Annotated in this window: 10 protein-coding genes and 2 tRNA genes; 9 read left to right on the forward strand and 3 right to left on the reverse strand. The window is 60.5% G+C overall.

The genetic code is table 11. The features are described 5' to 3' along the window. Positions 1-112: 112 nt before the first annotated feature. Both ACTJK7_RS04720 and ACTJK7_RS04725 read right to left on the reverse strand, forming a co-directional pair. Positions 113-199: transfer RNA gene (locus tag ACTJK7_RS04720), tRNA-Leu, on the reverse strand. 181 nt (positions 200-380) lie between these two features. After that, positions 381-467, reverse strand: a tRNA-Leu gene (locus tag ACTJK7_RS04725). Positions 468-692: 225 nt separating this feature from the next. Here ACTJK7_RS04725 and rnr point away from each other — a divergent pair. The 7 genes from rnr to dnaB all read left to right on the forward strand — a co-directional run bounded on the left by rnr (position 693) and on the right by dnaB (position 7992). Next, a complete protein-coding gene (rnr, locus tag ACTJK7_RS04730; protein WP_108559319.1) occupies positions 693-3323 on the forward strand; it encodes a ribonuclease R in 2631 nt (876 codons plus the stop codon). Next, entirely contained in the window at positions 3320-4087 is a 768-nt protein-coding gene (gene rlmB / locus ACTJK7_RS04735) for a 23S rRNA (guanosine(2251)-2'-O)-methyltransferase RlmB (protein ID WP_064379106.1), read from the forward strand. Before rnr ends, rlmB begins: the two co-directional genes overlap by 4 nt. 306 nt (positions 4088-4393) lie before the next feature. Beyond that, positions 4394-4822, forward strand: coding sequence for a 30S ribosomal protein S6 (gene rpsF / locus ACTJK7_RS04740; RefSeq protein ID WP_007950702.1), 429 nt, complete (start codon positions 4394-4396; stop codon positions 4820-4822). Between the two features lie 28 nt (positions 4823-4850). Next, a complete protein-coding gene (gene rpsR, locus ACTJK7_RS04745) occupies positions 4851-5081 on the forward strand; it encodes a 30S ribosomal protein S18 (RefSeq protein WP_002551829.1) in 231 nt (76 codons plus the stop codon). Positions 5082-5117: 36 nt separating this feature from the next. Next, positions 5118-6008, forward strand: coding sequence for a hypothetical protein (locus ACTJK7_RS04750; RefSeq protein ID WP_108559321.1), 891 nt, complete (start codon positions 5118-5120; stop codon positions 6006-6008). A gap of 19 nt (positions 6009-6027) precedes the next feature. Beyond that, positions 6028-6474, forward strand: coding sequence for a 50S ribosomal protein L9 (rplI, locus tag ACTJK7_RS04755; protein WP_003186385.1), 447 nt, complete (start codon positions 6028-6030; stop codon positions 6472-6474). Positions 6475-6594: 120 nt separating this feature from the next. Beyond that, positions 6595-7992: a replicative DNA helicase gene (dnaB, locus tag ACTJK7_RS04760; RefSeq protein WP_011332193.1), complete on the forward strand. Its 1398-nt coding sequence runs from the start codon at positions 6595-6597 to the stop codon at positions 7990-7992. Positions 7993-8001: 9 nt separating this feature from the next. On the opposite strand, the gene ACTJK7_RS04765 is transcribed toward dnaB, so the two are convergent. Beyond that, positions 8002-10581 carry a hypothetical protein gene (locus ACTJK7_RS04765; RefSeq protein ID WP_440779967.1) on the reverse strand — a complete coding sequence of 860 codons (2580 nt, stop codon included), beginning with the start codon at positions 10579-10581 and terminating at the stop codon, positions 8002-8004. A gap of 157 nt (positions 10582-10738) precedes the next feature. Here ACTJK7_RS04765 and ACTJK7_RS04770 point away from each other — a divergent pair, with 157 nt between their 5' ends. Together ACTJK7_RS04770 and ACTJK7_RS04775 are read left to right on the forward strand one after the other, a co-directional pair. Continuing rightward, positions 10739-13042 (forward strand): YgiQ family radical SAM protein, encoded by a 2304-nt coding sequence (locus ACTJK7_RS04770; protein WP_108559325.1) that lies wholly within the window; start codon positions 10739-10741, stop codon positions 13040-13042. Positions 13043-13365: 323 nt separating this feature from the next. Further along, positions 13366-16641: a DUF2126 domain-containing protein gene (locus ACTJK7_RS04775; RefSeq protein ID WP_440779966.1), complete on the forward strand. Its 3276-nt coding sequence runs from the start codon at positions 13366-13368 to the stop codon at positions 16639-16641. Positions 16642-16724 lie beyond the last annotated feature (83 nt).

Here is a 16724-nt window from a genome sequence, read left to right on the forward strand (position 1 = left end):
AGAGGTAGTGTTTGCCAGGTGTCGGCTCTCAAGCTTTTCCAAACCCCGGAAACGCAAAAACCCGCTTTCGCGGGTTTTTGTTAAATTCAAGATCGTGACCTTGAATTTGAATTGGTGCCCAGAAGAAGACTCGAACTTCCACGACCGTAAGGTCACCAGCACCTGAAGCTGGCGTGTCTACCAATTTCACCATCTGGGCTTCATCTTCAGCGTTGCCGCTGTTGATGTGGCGCACTATACGGAGCGCCTTTTGATCTGTAAACCCCTGATTTGATTTTAATAAATCATTCTCAGAAAAAGCTGGAAAGCAGAATGCAAAAAACCCGCTTTCGCGGGTTTTTGTGGGAGTCTTGAAACTGATCTAGTCTCAAGCTCGAAATTGGTGCCCAGGAGAAGACTCGAACTTCCACGACCGTAAGGTCACCAGCACCTGAAGCTGGCGTGTCTACCAATTTCACCACCTGGGCATCTCGTCAACGTGTGTACGTCGTCGATGGCGCGCACTATACGGAGCGCCTTTTTAACTGTAAACCCCTGTCAGCAAAAAAAATGATTTTTTTTACCGGCGGTGTTCAAAACGCCCTTCAGGCGACGATACAAGGCCCCAGACGTGCCTTATATAGTCGGAAATTTCCCGTTTGATGGCGCCTATGCCAAACTAACCCGCATATAGACAAGGTGAAAACTCTCTAATGGCCGATTGGCAGTCCCTCGATCCCGAGGCCGCTCGTGAAGCGGAAAAATACGAAAACCCTATTCCCAGCCGCGAACTGATCCTTCAGCACCTTGCTGATCGGGGTTCGCCTGCTGCCCGCGAGCAACTGGTCGAAGAGTTTGGTCTGACCACAGAAGACCAGATCGAAGCCCTGCGCCGCCGCCTGCGCGCCATGGAGCGCGATGCTCAACTGATCTATACACGCCGTGGCACCTATGCGCCGGTGGACAAACTCGACCTGATCCTCGGTCGCATCAGCGGTCACCGCGACGGCTTCGGTTTCCTGGTGCCGGATGACGGCTCCGATGACCTGTTCATGAGCCCGGCGCAAATGCGTCTGGTGTTTGACGGCGACCGTGCTCTGGCCCGTGTTTCCGGCCTGGACCGTCGCGGTCGTCGCGAAGGCGTGATCGTTGAAGTGGTGTCCCGTGCCCACGAAAGCATCGTCGGCCGCTATTTCGAAGAAGGCGGTATCGGCTTCGTTGTTGCAGACAACCCGAAGATCCAGCAGGAAGTGCTGGTCACCCCGGGCCGCAACGCCAACGCCCAGATCGGTCAGTTCGTCGAGGTGAAAATCACCCACTGGCCGACCCCGCGCTTCCAGCCGCAAGGCGATGTGATTGAAGTCGTCGGCAACTACATGGCGCCGGGCATGGAAATCGATGTCGCCCTGCGCACCTACGACATTCCGCACGTCTGGCCTGAAGCCGTTCTGAAGGAAGCCGGCAAGCTCAAGCCGGAAGTCGAAGAGAAAGACAAAGAGAAGCGCGTCGACCTGCGCCATCTGCCGTTCGTCACCATCGACGGCGAAGATGCCCGCGACTTCGACGACGCGGTCTACTGCGAAGCCAAGCCAGGCAAGCTGCGCCTGTTCTCCGGCGGCTGGAAGTTGTATGTGGCGATTGCCGACGTTTCCAGCTACGTGAAGATTGGTTCGGCTCTGGACAACGAAGCCCAGGTGCGCGGCAACTCGGTGTACTTCCCCGAGCGTGTGGTGCCGATGCTGCCGGAGCAGCTGTCCAACGGCCTGTGCTCGCTGAATCCACATGTCGATCGTCTGGCCATGGTTTGCGAGATGACCATCTCCAAGTCCGGCGAAATGACCGACTACTGCTTCTATGAAGCGGTGATCCATTCCCACGCCCGTCTGACCTACAACAAGGTCAGCGCGATGCTGGAAACGCCAAAAGCCACCGAAGGGCGCAAGTTGCGCGGTGAATACACCGACGTCTTGCCGCACCTCAAGCAGCTCTATGCGCTGTACAAGGTATTGCTGGCCGCTCGTCACGTGCGTGGCGCGATCGATTTCGAAACGCAGGAAACCCGGATCATCTTCGGTTCCGAGCGCAAGATTGCCGAGATCCGTCCGACTACCCGTAACGACGCGCACAAGCTGATCGAGGAATGCATGCTGGCGGCCAACGTGGCCACTGCCGAATTCCTGAAGAAGCACGAAATCCCTGCGCTGTACCGCGTCCACGACGGCCCGCCACCGGAGCGTCTGGAAAAACTGCGCGCGTTCCTCGGTGAACTCGGCCTGTCTCTGCACAAAGGCAAGGATGGTCCGTCGCCGAAGGACTATCAGGCCCTGCTGGCCAGCATCAAGGACCGTCCGGATTTCCACCTGATCCAGACCGTAATGCTGCGCTCCCTGAGTCAGGCGGTGTACAGCGCCCAGAACGAAGGCCACTTCGGCCTGAATTACGAAGCCTACACCCACTTCACCTCGCCGATCCGTCGTTACCCGGACCTGCTCACGCACCGGGCGATCCGCAGCGTGATCCATTCGAAACAGGACACCCCGCACGTTCGCCGTGCCGGTGCGATGACCATTCCGAAGGCGCGCATCTATCCGTACGACGAAGCAGCGCTGGAGCAACTCGGCGAGCAGTGCTCGATGAGCGAGCGCCGTGCCGACGAAGCGACCCGCGACGTAGTGAACTGGCTCAAGTGCGAGTTCATGAAGGACCGCGTGGGCGAATCGTTCCCGGGCGTGATCACTGCCGTGACCGGTTTTGGCCTGTTCGTCGAGCTGACCGATATCTATGTCGAAGGTCTGGTACACGTGACGGCGCTGCCGGGCGATTACTACCACTTTGACCCTGTGCATCACCGCCTGGCGGGCGAGCGCACCGGTCGCAGCTTCCGTCTTGGCGATACCGTTGAAGTGCGGGTCATGCGCGTCGATCTCGACGAGCGCAAGATCGACTTCGAGATGGCTGAAAAAACCATCAGCGCGCCGATCGGCCGCAAGAAGCGTGGCACCGAGACGACCGCTCCTGCAGCCAAGGTTGTGGAAGAAAAGGCTCCGGCAAAAACCGCCAGCCGTCGTCCGGCCAAGGAAAAGGTTGCCGAGGCTTATCGCCCGAGCGACGCCGTGGCGAAAAACGCCGAGCTGCGCAAAAGCCGTGAAATGAAGAAGGCTTTGCTGGCCGACGCCAAAAACGGTGGTAAAGCGGCGTCCGGGGGAAAGACCGGACGGTCGGCGCCTGAAAAGGCCTCCGGCGGCAAGCCAGCCAAACCGAGCAAACACCGCAAAGGCCCGCCGAAAGCGGGTTCCGCTCCAGCCAAAAGTGGCGGGGCGCGTAAACCGAAGGCGAAGTCATGAGTCAGTTGGAAAAAATCTACGGCGTTCACGCGGTAGAAGCGTTGCTGCGTCACCACCCTAAACGCGTCAAGCAGATCTGGCTGGCTGAAAGCCGCAACGATCCGCGCGTGCAGACGCTGATCGAGCTGGCCAACGAAAACCGGGTCCAGATCGGTCAGGCCGAGCGCCGCGAAATGGACGCCTGGGTCGAAGGCGTGCACCAGGGAGTGGTGGCGGACGTCAGTCCGAGCCAGGTCTGGGGCGAAGCGATGCTCGACGAGCTGCTTGATCGCACCGAGGGCGCGCCGTTGCTGTTGGTGCTCGACGGCGTGACCGACCCGCACAACCTCGGCGCCTGCCTGCGTTCGGCGGATGCTGCCGGTGCGCTGGCGGTCATCGTGCCAAAAGACAAGTCGGCCACCCTGACCCCTGTGGTGCGTAAAGTGGCTTGCGGCGCGGCGGAAGTGATTCCGCTGGTGGCCGTCACCAACCTTGCGCGCACCCTGGAAAAGCTTCAGCAGCGCGGGTTGTGGATTGTCGGCACGGCGGGTGAGGCCGAGGTCAGCATCTATGACCAGGACCTGACCGGCCCGACCATTCTGATCATGGGCGCCGAAGGCAAAGGCATGCGTCGCCTGACCCGCGAGCATTGCGATTACCTGGTGCATTTGCCGATGGCCGGTAGCGTCAGCAGTCTCAACGTGTCGGTTGCAACGGGTGTTTGCCTGTTCGAGGCCCAGCGCCAGCGTGGTGCCAAGTCCAAGGCGGCTGCCAAGAAGGCTTAAGCCTTACGCAGTCCAAAATGTGGGAGCGAGCCTGCTCGCGAAGCGGAGTTACATTCAGCATCATTGTTGGAAGTTAAGCCGCTATCGCGAGCAAGCCCGCTCCCACAGTGCTTTGTGGTGTGGCAGAAAGTGTGACTGTTCAAATAATCACCAATTGCCTTGCGCCTCTTCAGTCCCTTCTCTACAATTGCGCCCCTTGCTGTGGCGGCAGGCATCCATGTGCCCCGCGCCAGCAAGTCCATAAGTGTCATTCACTCCTTGTCTGACCGTTTTTGAGCGGCAGGCTACAACCCGTAAGGAGCATTCATGCGTCATTACGAAATCATCTTTCTGGTCCACCCTGACCAGAGCGAGCAAGTCGGCGGCATGGTTGAGCGTTACACCAAGCTGATCGAAGAAGACGGCGGCAAAATCCACCGTCTGGAAGACTGGGGCCGTCGTCAACTGGCCTACGCAATCAACAATGTTCACAAGGCTCACTACGTGATGCTGAACGTTGAGTGCACCGGCAAGGCCCTGGCCGAGCTGGAAGACAACTTCCGCTACAACGATGCTGTGATCCGTAACCTGGTCATCCGTCGCGACGAAGCCGTTACCGGCCAGTCCGAGATGCTCAAGGCTGAAGAAAACCGCAGTGAGCGCCGTGAGCGTCGCGAACGTCCTGAGCACGATGGCAGCGCCGATGGCGATGACAGCGATAGCGACAGCGACAACAGCGATAACGCTGACGAGTAATCCACGGACCTTTTAAGGAGCCTATCAAATGGCACGTTTCTTCCGTCGTCGTAAATTCTGCCGCTTCACCGCTGAAGACGTGAAGGAGATCGATTACAAAGATCTCAACACTCTGAAAGCCTACGTATCCGAGACCGGCAAAATCGTTCCAAGCCGCATCACCGGTACCAAAGCTCGTTATCAGCGTCAGCTGGCCACCGCTATCAAGCGCGCCCGCTTCCTGGCCCTGCTGGCCTACACCGACAGCCACGGCCGCTGAGACCGGGCAGTCGACAAGTAGCAAAGGATTGAATGCATGCGTGCCTTAGCTGAGTTCATCATGCGCGGCCGTATGCAGGCCACTCTCGTAGTGGCCGGGTGTGCAACATTGCCGTTGTTGTATTGGTTGGGTGCTGCCGCCGGGAGCCTGGTGCTTCTGCGGCGCGGATTGGCCGACGCCCTGGGCGTCGTGTCACTGGGACTGCTGCCGGCATTGATCTGGTGGTTGTATGCCGATGACCCACGGGCACTTCTGGTGCTGCTGGGGGCTTCGGGGCTTGCGTTGGTATTGCGCGCAAGCGAATCCTGGGTCCGTACGCTGCTGGTCAGCGTAGCCATGGGGCTGGTGTTTTCAGTGGTGCTCGGGGCGGCGTTCGCGCCCCAGATCGAGATGCTGGCGCAGGCCTTGATAAAGGTCATGCCCGCGCTTCTCGGTGATGCCTACCAACATTTGTCGGTAGACGAGCAGGCGCGTTTTGCGTCGCTGATCGCACCGGTCCTGACCGGCCTGATTGCGGCCTTGTTGCAGATCGTCAGCGTGCTGAGCCTGATTGTCGGGCGTTACTGGCAGGCGTTGTTGTACAACCCGGGCGGTTTTGGTCGCGAGTTTCGCGCCATCCGGATCCCGCTGGGGCCGGCGATGTTGCTGCTGGCGTTGATGCTTCTGGGCCCGAATCTCGGTGCACAGATGGCCATGTTGACGCCGTTGTGCAGTGTACCGCTGGTGTTCGCCGGGCTGGCCCTGATTCACGGGCTGGTGGCGCAAAGGCGACTGGCCGGTTTCTGGCTGGTGGGGTTGTACGTAACGCTGTTGCTGTTCATGCAGCTGATCTATCCGTTGCTCGTGGTTCTGGCCATTGTCGACAGCCTGATTGATTTTCGCGGTCGGGTGTCGAAAGACACCGATAACGCGAACGGTGAAGGTTAAAAGTTAAGAGGATTTCCACATGCAACTGATCCTTCTGGAAAAAATCGCCAACCTGGGCAACCTGGGCGACAAAGTAAACGTTAAGGCCGGTTACGGCCGTAACTACCTGCTGCCTTTCGGCAAAGCCACCGCTGCGACCGCTGCCAACCTGGCTGCGTTCGAAGAGCGTCGCGCTGAGCTGGAAAAAGCCGCCGCAGACCGTAAAGCTTCGGCTGAAAGCCGTGCTGCCCAACTGGCCGAGCTGGAAGTGACCATCACTGCCACCGCTGGCGACGAAGGCAAGCTGTTCGGTTCGATCGGTACTCACGACATCGCTGACGCACTGACCGCCTCCGGCGTTGAAGTGGCGAAAAGCGAAGTTCGTCTGCCGAACGGCACCATCCGCAACGTGGGTGAATTCGACGTGGCCGTGCACCTGCACGCCGAAGTTGAAGCCACCGTACGCGTTGTCGTGGTAGCAGCTTAAGCAACACCCTGATCGACTGGCGGCTTGTCCGGCAGACGGTTAACATCGGGCACGATCCTGTTTACAGGTCGTGCCCTTTGTCTTTCTGCACTCCCTGCTTTTCCTGATTAAAAAGTGGCCATGAACGAAATCTCCGCTCCCGAGCAATACGATCTGCAAACCGCCGCGCTGAAGGTGCCGCCGCATTCCATCGAGGCCGAACAGGCCGTGCTCGGTGGTCTGATGCTGGACAACAACGCCTGGGAACGCGTGCTCGATCAAGTCTCCGACGGCGATTTCTACCGACATGACCACCGTCTGATTTTCCGTGCGATCGCCAAACTGGCCGATCAGAACCTGCCGATCGACGTCGTGACCCTTGCCGAGCAACTGGACAAGGAAGGTCAGACTTCGCAGGTCGGCGGCCTCGGTTACCTGGGTGAGCTGGCGAAAAACACGCCGTCCGTCGCCAACATCAAGGCCTATGCGCAGATCGTCCGCCAGCGCGCGACGTTGCGTCAGTTGATCGGTATCAGCACCGAAATTGCCGATAGCGCCTTCAATCCCGAAGGCCGCACCGCCGAGGAAATCCTCGACGAAGCCGAGCGGCAGATCTTCGCGATTGCCGAGGCCCGGCCAAAAACCGGCGGCCCGGTGGGTGTGAATGACCTGCTGACCAAGGCCATCGACCGCATCGACACCCTGTTCAACACTGCCGACTCGATCACCGGCCTGTCCACCGGCTACACCGACCTCGACGAGAAGACCAGCGGCCTGCAACCGGCCGACCTGATCATCGTCGCCGGCCGTCCGTCGATGGGTAAGACCACCTTCGCGATGAACCTGGTGGAAAACGCCGTGTTGCGCAGCGACAAGGTGGTGCTGGTTTACTCTCTCGAGATGCCAGGCGAATCGCTGATCATGCGTATGCTGTCGTCCCTCGGCCGTATCGACCAGACCAAGGTACGTTCCGGCCAGTTGGAAGACGACGACTGGCCGCGTCTGACCTCGGCGGTCAATCTGCTCAACGACCGCAAGCTGTTCATCGATGACACCGCCGGCATCAGTCCGTCGGAGATGCGTGCCCGGACCCGGCGGCTGGTGCGCGAGCACGGCGACATCGGCCTGATCATGATCGACTACCTGCAACTGATGCAGATCCCGGGTTCCAGCGGTGACAACCGGACCAACGAGATTTCCGAGATCTCCCGATCCCTGAAAGCCCTGGCCAAGGAATTCAACTGCCCGGTAGTCGCCCTGTCGCAGCTCAACCGCTCCCTGGAACAGCGTCCCAACAAGCGCCCGGTGAACTCCGACTTGCGGGAATCCGGAGCGATCGAGCAGGACGCCGACGTGATCATGTTCGTGTACCGGGACGAGGTGTATCACCCGGAAACCGAGCACAAGGGCATCGCCGAAATCATCATCGGCAAACAGCGGAACGGTCCGATCGGCTTCATTCGCCTGGCCTTCATCGGCAAATACACACGTTTCGAAAACCTCGCGCCGGGCAGTTACAACTTCGACGACGACGAGTAACGCAATTGATCACGCCAGCTGATCAAACAGTTTCTGGGCAACCCTGGGGCTGATGAACTCCCGCCATATCCGTTGGTGGGGCCGACCAGCCTGTTCTTCACGCTGTTGAAACGAGCTGCCGAGCTTGCGCTGTTCAAGGTTTTTCAGGTGTGCGCCCTTGACGGTGTAATCCAGCGCAGCACGGTCCTTCCTGTCGTAGTGAAAGTGGGCCTCCCACAAGGGCGTGTTATCCGAGCGGTCGATGATCGAGTAAACGTCCAGGAATGACTTGTCTTTACCCTTGCCCAGTTGCTTGCGCTCCACCGTTTTGACCACCTTGAGTTGAGCATGCTCAAGCAGGAAGTTCAGGCGCGGGACGTCCAGCACATCCTTGTTTTTGTACATCCGTATCAAAATATCCTGGCCTTTGGCGCCCATTGAGTCGGCGGCAGCTTTCAGTCGGCTGATCAAGTCGGAGGTTTCAGCGCCTGCTGCCGTTTGCCCGAGGAGCTCGAGGCGTTTCGCCAGACCTGCGAGTCGATCCGTCTCGGCACCCAGATATTCGACAATGGTGGTCGGGTTGTCCTTTCGGCTTTCCATCAATCGAGCCTGGGCCAGGTACGCCTCCACGTTACCAAGGCGCGCCAGCGCTTCGCTGACCAGCTGAGGTCTGGAGGTCGGGGCCGGGGCGGAACGTACGGGCTGCCACTCACCTTCTTTCATTTCGTAGCGTTGAGGGGGATCGTTCGGTTTGAACAGGTCGGGAACGCTGAGGGTGATGCGGCCGTCGGCAGCGGTGTCCGGTACGCCGACCAGCACACGGTAAGTGCCATTTTGACGGGTTCGGAACAACTTTCGCGGCGCCGCGTCTCCGGCGGCTCCGGTAACTTGTCCAGGGAGGAAGTCGAAATCGATTTCCTGATCGTAGCCGGGCAGTTCTTGGTTGTTGTCAATCCGGTCAAAGATATCGTTCAGCCGGGTTTCGATTTTCGATTCAAAGGCATCGAGCAGGGTCAGTGCCTTCCTGACGTACTCTGCCTTGGCCGGCGTTGTCGACGCGAGCAATGCCTCCAGGCCTGCTTTGTCGCTTTTGATGTTTTCGATCGTCAATTGCAATGCAAGAGGTTCGGAGTACCCGAAGACTTCGTTCAGATCCTGCTTGAGCAAGTGCATGGCCATGGCACTGCGCATGCCGTGATCCTGCGGGTTCTGCGGATCGTCGGAGATCAGGCGCAGGCAAATGTTGTATTGGCTGGATTGGATCTGATCCACCGTGGGCACTTTGCGATTCATCTCCTCCAGAACCGCCAGGGCGCTGCGGTCAGCCTTCTGAATCTGATCCATCACGGCCTGACGCTCGTCCATGATCTTCAGCTTTTTGTCGAGGTGGACGAGGTTGCGCTTGAGCGACTCGACGGTGATTGCATGCAGGGTTGGCAGAGCTCTGCGGTCCATGACTGCAAGCAGTTTGTTGAAGTAGTCGACTCTGTTGATCTGCTGAGCATGAAGCTCGGCTTTATAGAGCCCGCCTGCCTTGAGCAATATCAGCCAGTCCCGGTTGTCGATGAGTGACTTGACGTAATCGGCCTGCATTCTTGTGTGCTTGATCACATGCACTTCGATCTCGATCAGCGCGGCCTTTTCGGCGTCACTGCCCTCAGGCAAGGGTTGGGCACGGCGCCAGAGTTCGCCATAGCGCGTGTTGGAAGCGGTCAGGGCATCGAAGGCATTCCTGATGGGCTCATGCCGTTGGAGCAGATAGGTTTTGCTGTGCTGAGCGATTGCACTGCGACGCATGCCTCCCTTGAGCCCATGCAGACTGGGAACCCAAAAACCTTCGGCAGTGCGAGTGATGGCCAGGGTGGAGCCGGCCCGACTGGCGCGGTAGGTGTTTTCGCTGTCGGAGGCGACCGGATCCTTCGACGCGACGATACGCCAGACGGTGTGCGCGGGAGAGGAGGCGTCAACGTCGCGCATCACCTGATAGGCGCGGCTTTCAATGACCACGTAGCGCTTGCCTTCGAAGTTGTGCAGCCCCTCGCTGTCCGGCGCGATGCCAGAGAAATCCAGGCCTGTCCGGAATGCCTCCAGTCGACTGGAAGTCAGTGCAAGGGCCCCGGCTTGGAACTCATCCAGTGGATACCAGCGTTTGCTCTGGGGATCCTGCAAGAGAACAGGGCCCGAGGGGTTCAACTCATTGCTGAGTCTGATGCGGTAGATGCGGCTGTCAGGGTCCAGGCCAACTTGCACAATGCTGCCATCGTACGCTTCGACGAACAGTCGCCCCTTGAAGGTTCTGAAACCCTGTGTGTCGGCCTCCGGCAGTCGGACACCGGAAGGAATGCCATAGGTTTCGAGCCTGAGTCTTCTCGGTGAAGCCGTCGGGTTTGAGAGGCTTTCGACGAATGTCACGGACGGTGCGGGAGAGATCGTGTCCGGGCCGTCGATTGCCGGGAGGCTGGCGTGTGCGGGACGCGGCGTGAACAGGCGGGTGTCCGCAGGAACCGGAGGCGAAGTGGAGTGCTCCGGAAAATGTCCGGTCACAGGTCTCGAAGGCGGATTGTGCACTTCGACGGTCGTGGCGCCTATGGCGGGTGGTTTTGCAGGCATGCGTATTCATCCTTGAATAAGTGAACCCGTTTGTTGAACAGAGAGTGTGGCGGCGGGCGGTGCGACGAGAAACCGACCACAGTCGTCGGAATTGGTCAAAATTTGTGCTATATTCCGCGCCCGCGAAATTCAATGAAAGCCAACACCGGTTATCGACATGCAAGCAGCCAAGCCGTTATTTGACTATCCAAAATATTGGGCCGAATGTTTCGGGCCAGCGCCGTTCCTGCCGATGAGCAGGGAGGAGATGGATCAGCTTGGCTGGGATTCCTGCGACATCATCATTGTCACGGGTGATGCCTACGTCGATCACCCGTCCTTCGGCATGGCGATCATCGGCCGGCTGCTGGAGTCGCAAGGCTTCCGCGTCGGGATCATCGCGCAGCCTAACTGGCAGTCCAAAGACGACTTCATGAAGCTCGGCGAGCCGAACCTGTTCTTCGGTGTCGCGGCCGGCAACATGGACTCGATGATCAACCGCTACACCGCGGACAAGAAAATCCGTTCCGACGACGCCTATACCCCGGGCGGCATGGCCGGCAAACGTCCGGATCGCGCGAGCCTGGTTTACAGCCAGCGCTGCAAGGAAGCCTACAAGCACGTGCCGATCGTGCTCGGCGGCATCGAAGCCTCCCTGCGCCGCATCGCCCACTACGACTACTGGCAGGATCGCGTACGCAACTCGATCCTGATCGACGCCAGCGCCGACATCCTGCTGTACGGCAACGCCGAGCGGGCGATTGTCGAAGTCGCCCAGCGTCTGTCCTACGGTCACAAGATAGAAGACATCACCGATGTGCGCGGCACCGCGTTCATCCGTCGTGACACCCCTGCGGGCTGGTACGAAGTCGATTCCACGCGCATCGACCGTCCGGGCAAGATCGACAAGATCATCAACCCGTACGTCAACACCCAGGACACTCAGGCTTGCGCGATCGAGCAGGAGAAGGGACCGGTTGAAGACCCGGAAGAAGCCAAGGTCGTACAGATCCTGGCCAGCCCGAAAATGACCCGCGACAAGACCGTGATCCGCCTGCCCTCGATGGAAAAGGTGCGTAACGACCCGGTTCTGTACGCTCACGCCAACCGCGTGCTGCACCTGGAAACCAACCCGGGCAATGCCCGTGCGCTGGTGCAGAAGCATGGCGAGGTCGACGTCTGGTTCAACCCGCCGCCGATTCCGATGACCACCGAAGAAATGGACTACGTGTTCGGCATGCCTTACGCACGTGTTCCGCACCCTGCGTACGGCAAGGAAAAAATCCCGGCCTACGACATGATCCGCTTCTCGGTGAACATCATGCGTGGCTGCTTCGGTGGCTGCACCTTCTGCTCGATCACCGAGCACGAAGGCCGGATCATCCAGAACCGTTCCGAAGAGTCGATCATTCGCGAAATCGAAGAAATCCGCGACAAGGTACCGGGTTTCACCGGCGTCATTTCCGACCTCGGCGGCCCGACCGCGAACATGTACCGCATCGCCTGCAAGAGCCCGGAAATCGAATCCGCGTGCCGCAAGCCGTCCTGCGTGTTCCCGGGCATCTGCCCGAACCTGAACACCGACCACTCGTCGCTGATTCAGCTGTACCGCAGCGCCCGTGCGTTGCCGGGTGTGAAGAAGATTTTGATCGCTTCCGGCCTGCGTTACGACCTCGCGGTCGAGTCGCCGGAGTACGTCAAGGAGCTGGTGACCCACCACGTCGGCGGTTACCTGAAGATCGCCCCGGAACACACCGAGGAAGGTCCGCTCAACCAGATGATGAAACCGGGGATCGGCACCTACGATCGCTTCAAGCGCATGTTCGAGAAGTACACCAAGGAAGCCGGGAAAGAGCAGTACCTGATTCCGTACTTCATCGCCGCGCACCCGGGCACCACCGACGAAGACATGATGAACCTGGCCCTGTGGCTCAAGGGCAACGGCTTCCGTGCCGATCAGGTGCAGGCGTTCTATCCGTCGCCGATGGCCACCGCCACCGCGATGTACCACTCGGGCAAGAACCCGCTGCGCAAGGTCACCTACAAGAGCGACGGCGTGACCATCGTCAAGAGCGAGGAGCAGCGTCGTCTGCACAAGGCGTTCCTGCGTTATCACGACCCGAAAGGCTGGCCGATGCTGCGTGAAGCGCTGACCCGCATGGGCCGCGCCGACCTGATCGGGCCGGGCAAGCACCAGTTGATCCCGCTGCACCAGCCGGCCACCGACAGCTACCAGAGTGCCCGTCGCAAGAACTCGACGCCGGCCGGCAGCCACAAGGTCGCGAAAGAGAAGACCACCAAGATCCTCACCCAGCACACCGGTCTGCCACCGCGCGCCAGCGACGGCGGCAATCCATGGGACAAGCGTGAACAGGCCAAGGCCGCGGCGTTCGCCCGCAACCAGCAGGCCGCCAAGGAACGCAAGGAAGCGGCGAAAGGCAAAGGGCCGAAACCGGCACGCAAGCCGGTCGTACCGCGCTGAAACGCACTTGAGCTGAACAGAACGCCAACCTTCGGGTTGGCGTTTTGCTGATCGTTCCCACGCTCTGCGTGGGAATGCCTCCAGGGACGCTCCGCGTCCAGTGACGCAGAGCGTCACGGGCTGCATTCCCACGCGGGAGCGTGGGAACGATCAAGTACCAGGCCGCTTTCGCAACATTTGCGTGCAACTGTGCCAAACCATTTCACCGCATCGCCCGATTTTGGTGCTGTACTGCCCTGAGCATTCCGGGAAAGCGCCCAAGCCTCTGCATGGCATAAGTCTTGCGCGCTTTCGAATACGCTTGGGCTCGCAGGAGGCACGCCGTGTCGATTCATGTCGCATTGCATCACGTCACGCATTACCGCTACGACCGCGCTGTCGAACTCGGCCCGCAGATCGTGCGTTTGCGCCCGGCTGCCCACAGCCGCACGCGGATTCTGTCCTATTCACTGAAAGTCTCGCCCGAGCAGCACTTCATCAACTGGCAGCAGGACCCCCAGGGCAACTACCTTGCACGGCTGGTGTTCCCCGAGAAAACCGCCGAACTGCGGATCGAGGTCGATCTGCTGGCCGAAATGGCGGTGTTCAACCCGTTCGACTTTTTCCTCGAGCCCTACGCCGAGAAAATCCCCTTCGCCTACGCCGCCGATGAGCGCAAGGAACTGGCGCCGTACCTCGAAACCCTGCCGCTGACGCCGAAATTCAAGGCCTATCTGGATGCCATCGACCGCACGCCGCTGCCGGCCGTGGATTTCCTGGTGGCGCTCAACCAGCGCCTGAGCGAGGACATCAATTACCTGATCCGCATGGAACCGGGCGTGCAAACCCCGGAGCACACCCTCGAACACGCCTCCGGCTCCTGCCGCGATTCGGCATGGCTGCTGGTGCAACTGCTGCGCAATCTCGGGCTGGCGGCGCGTTTCGTCTCCGGTTACCTGATACAACTGACCGCCGACGTGAAAAGCCTCGACGGCCCCTCCGGCACCGAAGCGGACTTCACCGATCTGCATGCCTGGTGCGAGGTGTACTTGCCCGGCGCCGGCTGGATCGGCCTCGATGCCACCTCCGGACTGTTCGCCGGAGAGGGGCATATCCCGCTGGCCTGCAGTCCCGATCCGTCCTCGGCGGCGCCGATCAGTGGTCTGGTGGAACCTTGCGAGTGTGAGTTCAGCCACAAAATGTCCGTGGAGCGGATCTGGGAAGCACCCCGGGTCACCAAGCCCTACACCGATGAGCAATGGCTGGCGATCCAGGCGCTGGGCCGGCAGATCGATGCCGACCTGCTGGAAGGCGATGTGCGCCTGACCATGGGCGGCGAACCGACCTTCGTGTCCATCGACGACCCGGATGGCGCCGAGTGGAACACCGCCGCGCTGGGCCCGGACAAGCGTCGGCTCTCTGCCGAACTGTTCCAGCGCCTGCGCAAGCATTACGCGCCCAAAGGGCTGGTGCATTTCGGTCAGGGCAAATGGTATCCCGGCGAGCAACTGCCGCGCTGGTCGCTGAACTGCTACTGGCGCCGCGACGGTGTGCCGGTCTGGCAAAACAACGCGTTGATTGCCGATGAACAGCAGGATTACGGCGCCACAGGTGAACTGGCCGGACGCTTTCTGGCGAGTGTCGCCGAACGCCTGAAACTGCCGACACGCTTCGTGTTCCCGGCCTACGAAGACAACTTCTATTACCTCTGGCGCGAGGGCGCCTTGCCGAGCAACGTCAGTGCCGAAGACTCGCGTCTGGAGGAGCCGCTGGAACGTGCGCGACTGCGCAAGGTGTTCAGTCAGGGGTTGGACAAGATCATCGGCCAGGTGCTGCCGCTGGCGCGCACCGCCAAGGGCGATCAGTGGCAGAGCGGGCGCTGGTACCTGCGCGATGAGCATTGCCGGTTGGTGCCGGGGGATTCACCGCTGGGCTATCGCCTGCCGTTGGGTTCACAGCCCTGGGTGAAGGCGGCGGAGTACCCGTTCATTCATCCGAACGACCCGAATCAGGATTTCCCCGAGCTGCCCGAAACAGCGCAGCTCAACCAACACGGTGAGCCGGCTCCGGCGTACGATCGTGTGCCGAAAATCGACGAGTCCGCCGACTGGCTGACCCGCACCGCCTTCTGCGCCGAGGCCCGGGAAGGCCGGTTGTACCTGTTCATGCCGCCGCTGGAGCGGGTCGAGGACTATCTGGAACTGGTCGCGGCCATCGAAGCCACCGCCGAGGAGCTGCATTGTCCGGTATTGCTGGAGGGCTATGAGCCGCCGAGCGATCCGCGCCTGAGCAACTTTCGCATCACCCCGGATCCCGGCGTCATAGAGGTCAACGTGCAGCCGTCGGCGACGTGGGACGAGTTGGTCGAGCGCACCGAATTTCTGTACGAAGAAGCGCGCCAGACCCGACTGTCCACCGAGAAATTCATGGTCGACGGGCGGCACACCGGCACCGGCGGCGGCAACCATTTCGTGCTCGGTGGCGCGACGCCGGCGGACTCGCCGTTCCTGCGCCGCCCGGATCTGCTGCGCAGCCTGATCAGTTATTGGCACAACCATCCGTCGCTGTCCTACCTGTTTTCCGGGCTGTTCATCGGCCCGACCTCTCAGGCGCCGCGAGTCGATGAAGCGCGCAACGATGCGCTGTATGAGCTGGAAATCGCTTTCGCGCAGATGCCGGCGCCGGGAGAAGAGTGTGCCCCATGGCTGGTGGATCGGCTGTTGCGCAATCTGCTGATCGACGTTACCGGCAACACCCATCGCGCCGAGTTCTGCATCGACAAGCTGTATTCACCGGATGGCGCCACCGGGCGCCTCGGGTTGCTGGAGTTGCGTGGTTTCGAGATGCCACCCCATGCGCGCATGAGCCTGGCGCAGCAGCTGTTGTTGCGAGCGCTGGTGGCGCGGTTCTGGCGCGAGCCCTATGCGCCGCCGAAACTGGCGCGCTGGGGTACGGAGCTGCACGACCGCTTCATGCTGCCGCACTTCATCGAGCAGGACTTCGCCGACGTCATCGTCGAGCTCAACAGTGCCGGTTACCCCCTGCGTGCCGAATGGTTTGCGGCTCATCTGGAATTCCGCTTTCCCAAAGTCGGCGATTACGCCGTCAACGGCATCGAGCTGGAATTGCGCCAGGCTCTCGAACCCTGGCATGTGCTGGGCGAGGAGGGCGCAGCGGGCGGTACGGTGCGCTACGTCGACTCATCGCTGGAGCGCTTGCAGGTCAAACTCACGGGGCTGCCGCCGCAGCGCTATCTGCTGACCTGCAATGGCATCCCGGTGCCGCTGCAACCGACCGGACGGGTTGGCGAGTTTGTCGCGGGTGTGCGTTTCCGCGCGTGGCAACCGGCCAATTGCCTGCAACCGACGATCCCGGTGCATGCGCCACTGGTATTCGACTTGCTCGATACCTGGATGCAGCGCTCGCTGGGCGGTTGCCAGTACCACGTCGCTCATCCGGGCGGGCGCAATTACGAAACGCTGCCGGTCAATGCCAACGAAGCGGAGAGCCGGCGCATGGCGCGTTTCTTCCGCATCGGACATACGCCGGGGAAGCTTCCGATACCGAACCTGACAATCTCCGACGAGCTGCCGATGACACTCGATTTACGACGTTTCTAAGTCGTACGCGACGCCCGGATTTTTCGTATATCCGGGCGTCATGTGCCTGCGTTAGTCTGACCGTTCCTTGCCGGCTGCCGAGC

It is taken from the genome of Pseudomonas sp. 22085, assembly GCF_052045815.1.
Taxonomy (GTDB): Bacteria; Pseudomonadota; Gammaproteobacteria; order Pseudomonadales; family Pseudomonadaceae; genus Aquipseudomonas; species Aquipseudomonas glycinae.

What these genes read in the sequence shown, in the direction of transcription:
- rnr (WP_108559319.1), top strand. Translation starts at nt 693, where the DNA reads ATGGCCGATTGGCAGTCCCTCGATCCCGAGGCCGCTCGTGAAGCGGAA.
- rlmB (WP_064379106.1), top strand. Translation starts at nt 3,320, where the DNA reads ATGAGTCAGTTGGAAAAAATCTACGGCGTTCACGCGGTAGAAGCGTTG.
- rpsF (WP_007950702.1), top strand. Translation starts at nt 4,394, where the DNA reads ATGCGTCATTACGAAATCATCTTTCTGGTCCACCCTGACCAGAGCGAG.
- rpsR (WP_002551829.1), top strand. Translation starts at nt 4,851, where the DNA reads ATGGCACGTTTCTTCCGTCGTCGTAAATTCTGCCGCTTCACCGCTGAA.
- ACTJK7_RS04750 (WP_108559321.1), top strand. Translation starts at nt 5,118, where the DNA reads ATGCGTGCCTTAGCTGAGTTCATCATGCGCGGCCGTATGCAGGCCACT.
- rplI (WP_003186385.1), top strand. Translation starts at nt 6,028, where the DNA reads ATGCAACTGATCCTTCTGGAAAAAATCGCCAACCTGGGCAACCTGGGC.
- dnaB (WP_011332193.1), top strand. Translation starts at nt 6,595, where the DNA reads ATGAACGAAATCTCCGCTCCCGAGCAATACGATCTGCAAACCGCCGCG.
- ACTJK7_RS04765 (WP_440779967.1), bottom strand. Translation starts at nt 10,581, where the DNA reads ATGCCTGCAAAACCACCCGCCATAGGCGCCACGACCGTCGAAGTGCAC.
- ACTJK7_RS04770 (WP_108559325.1), top strand. Translation starts at nt 10,739, where the DNA reads ATGCAAGCAGCCAAGCCGTTATTTGACTATCCAAAATATTGGGCCGAA.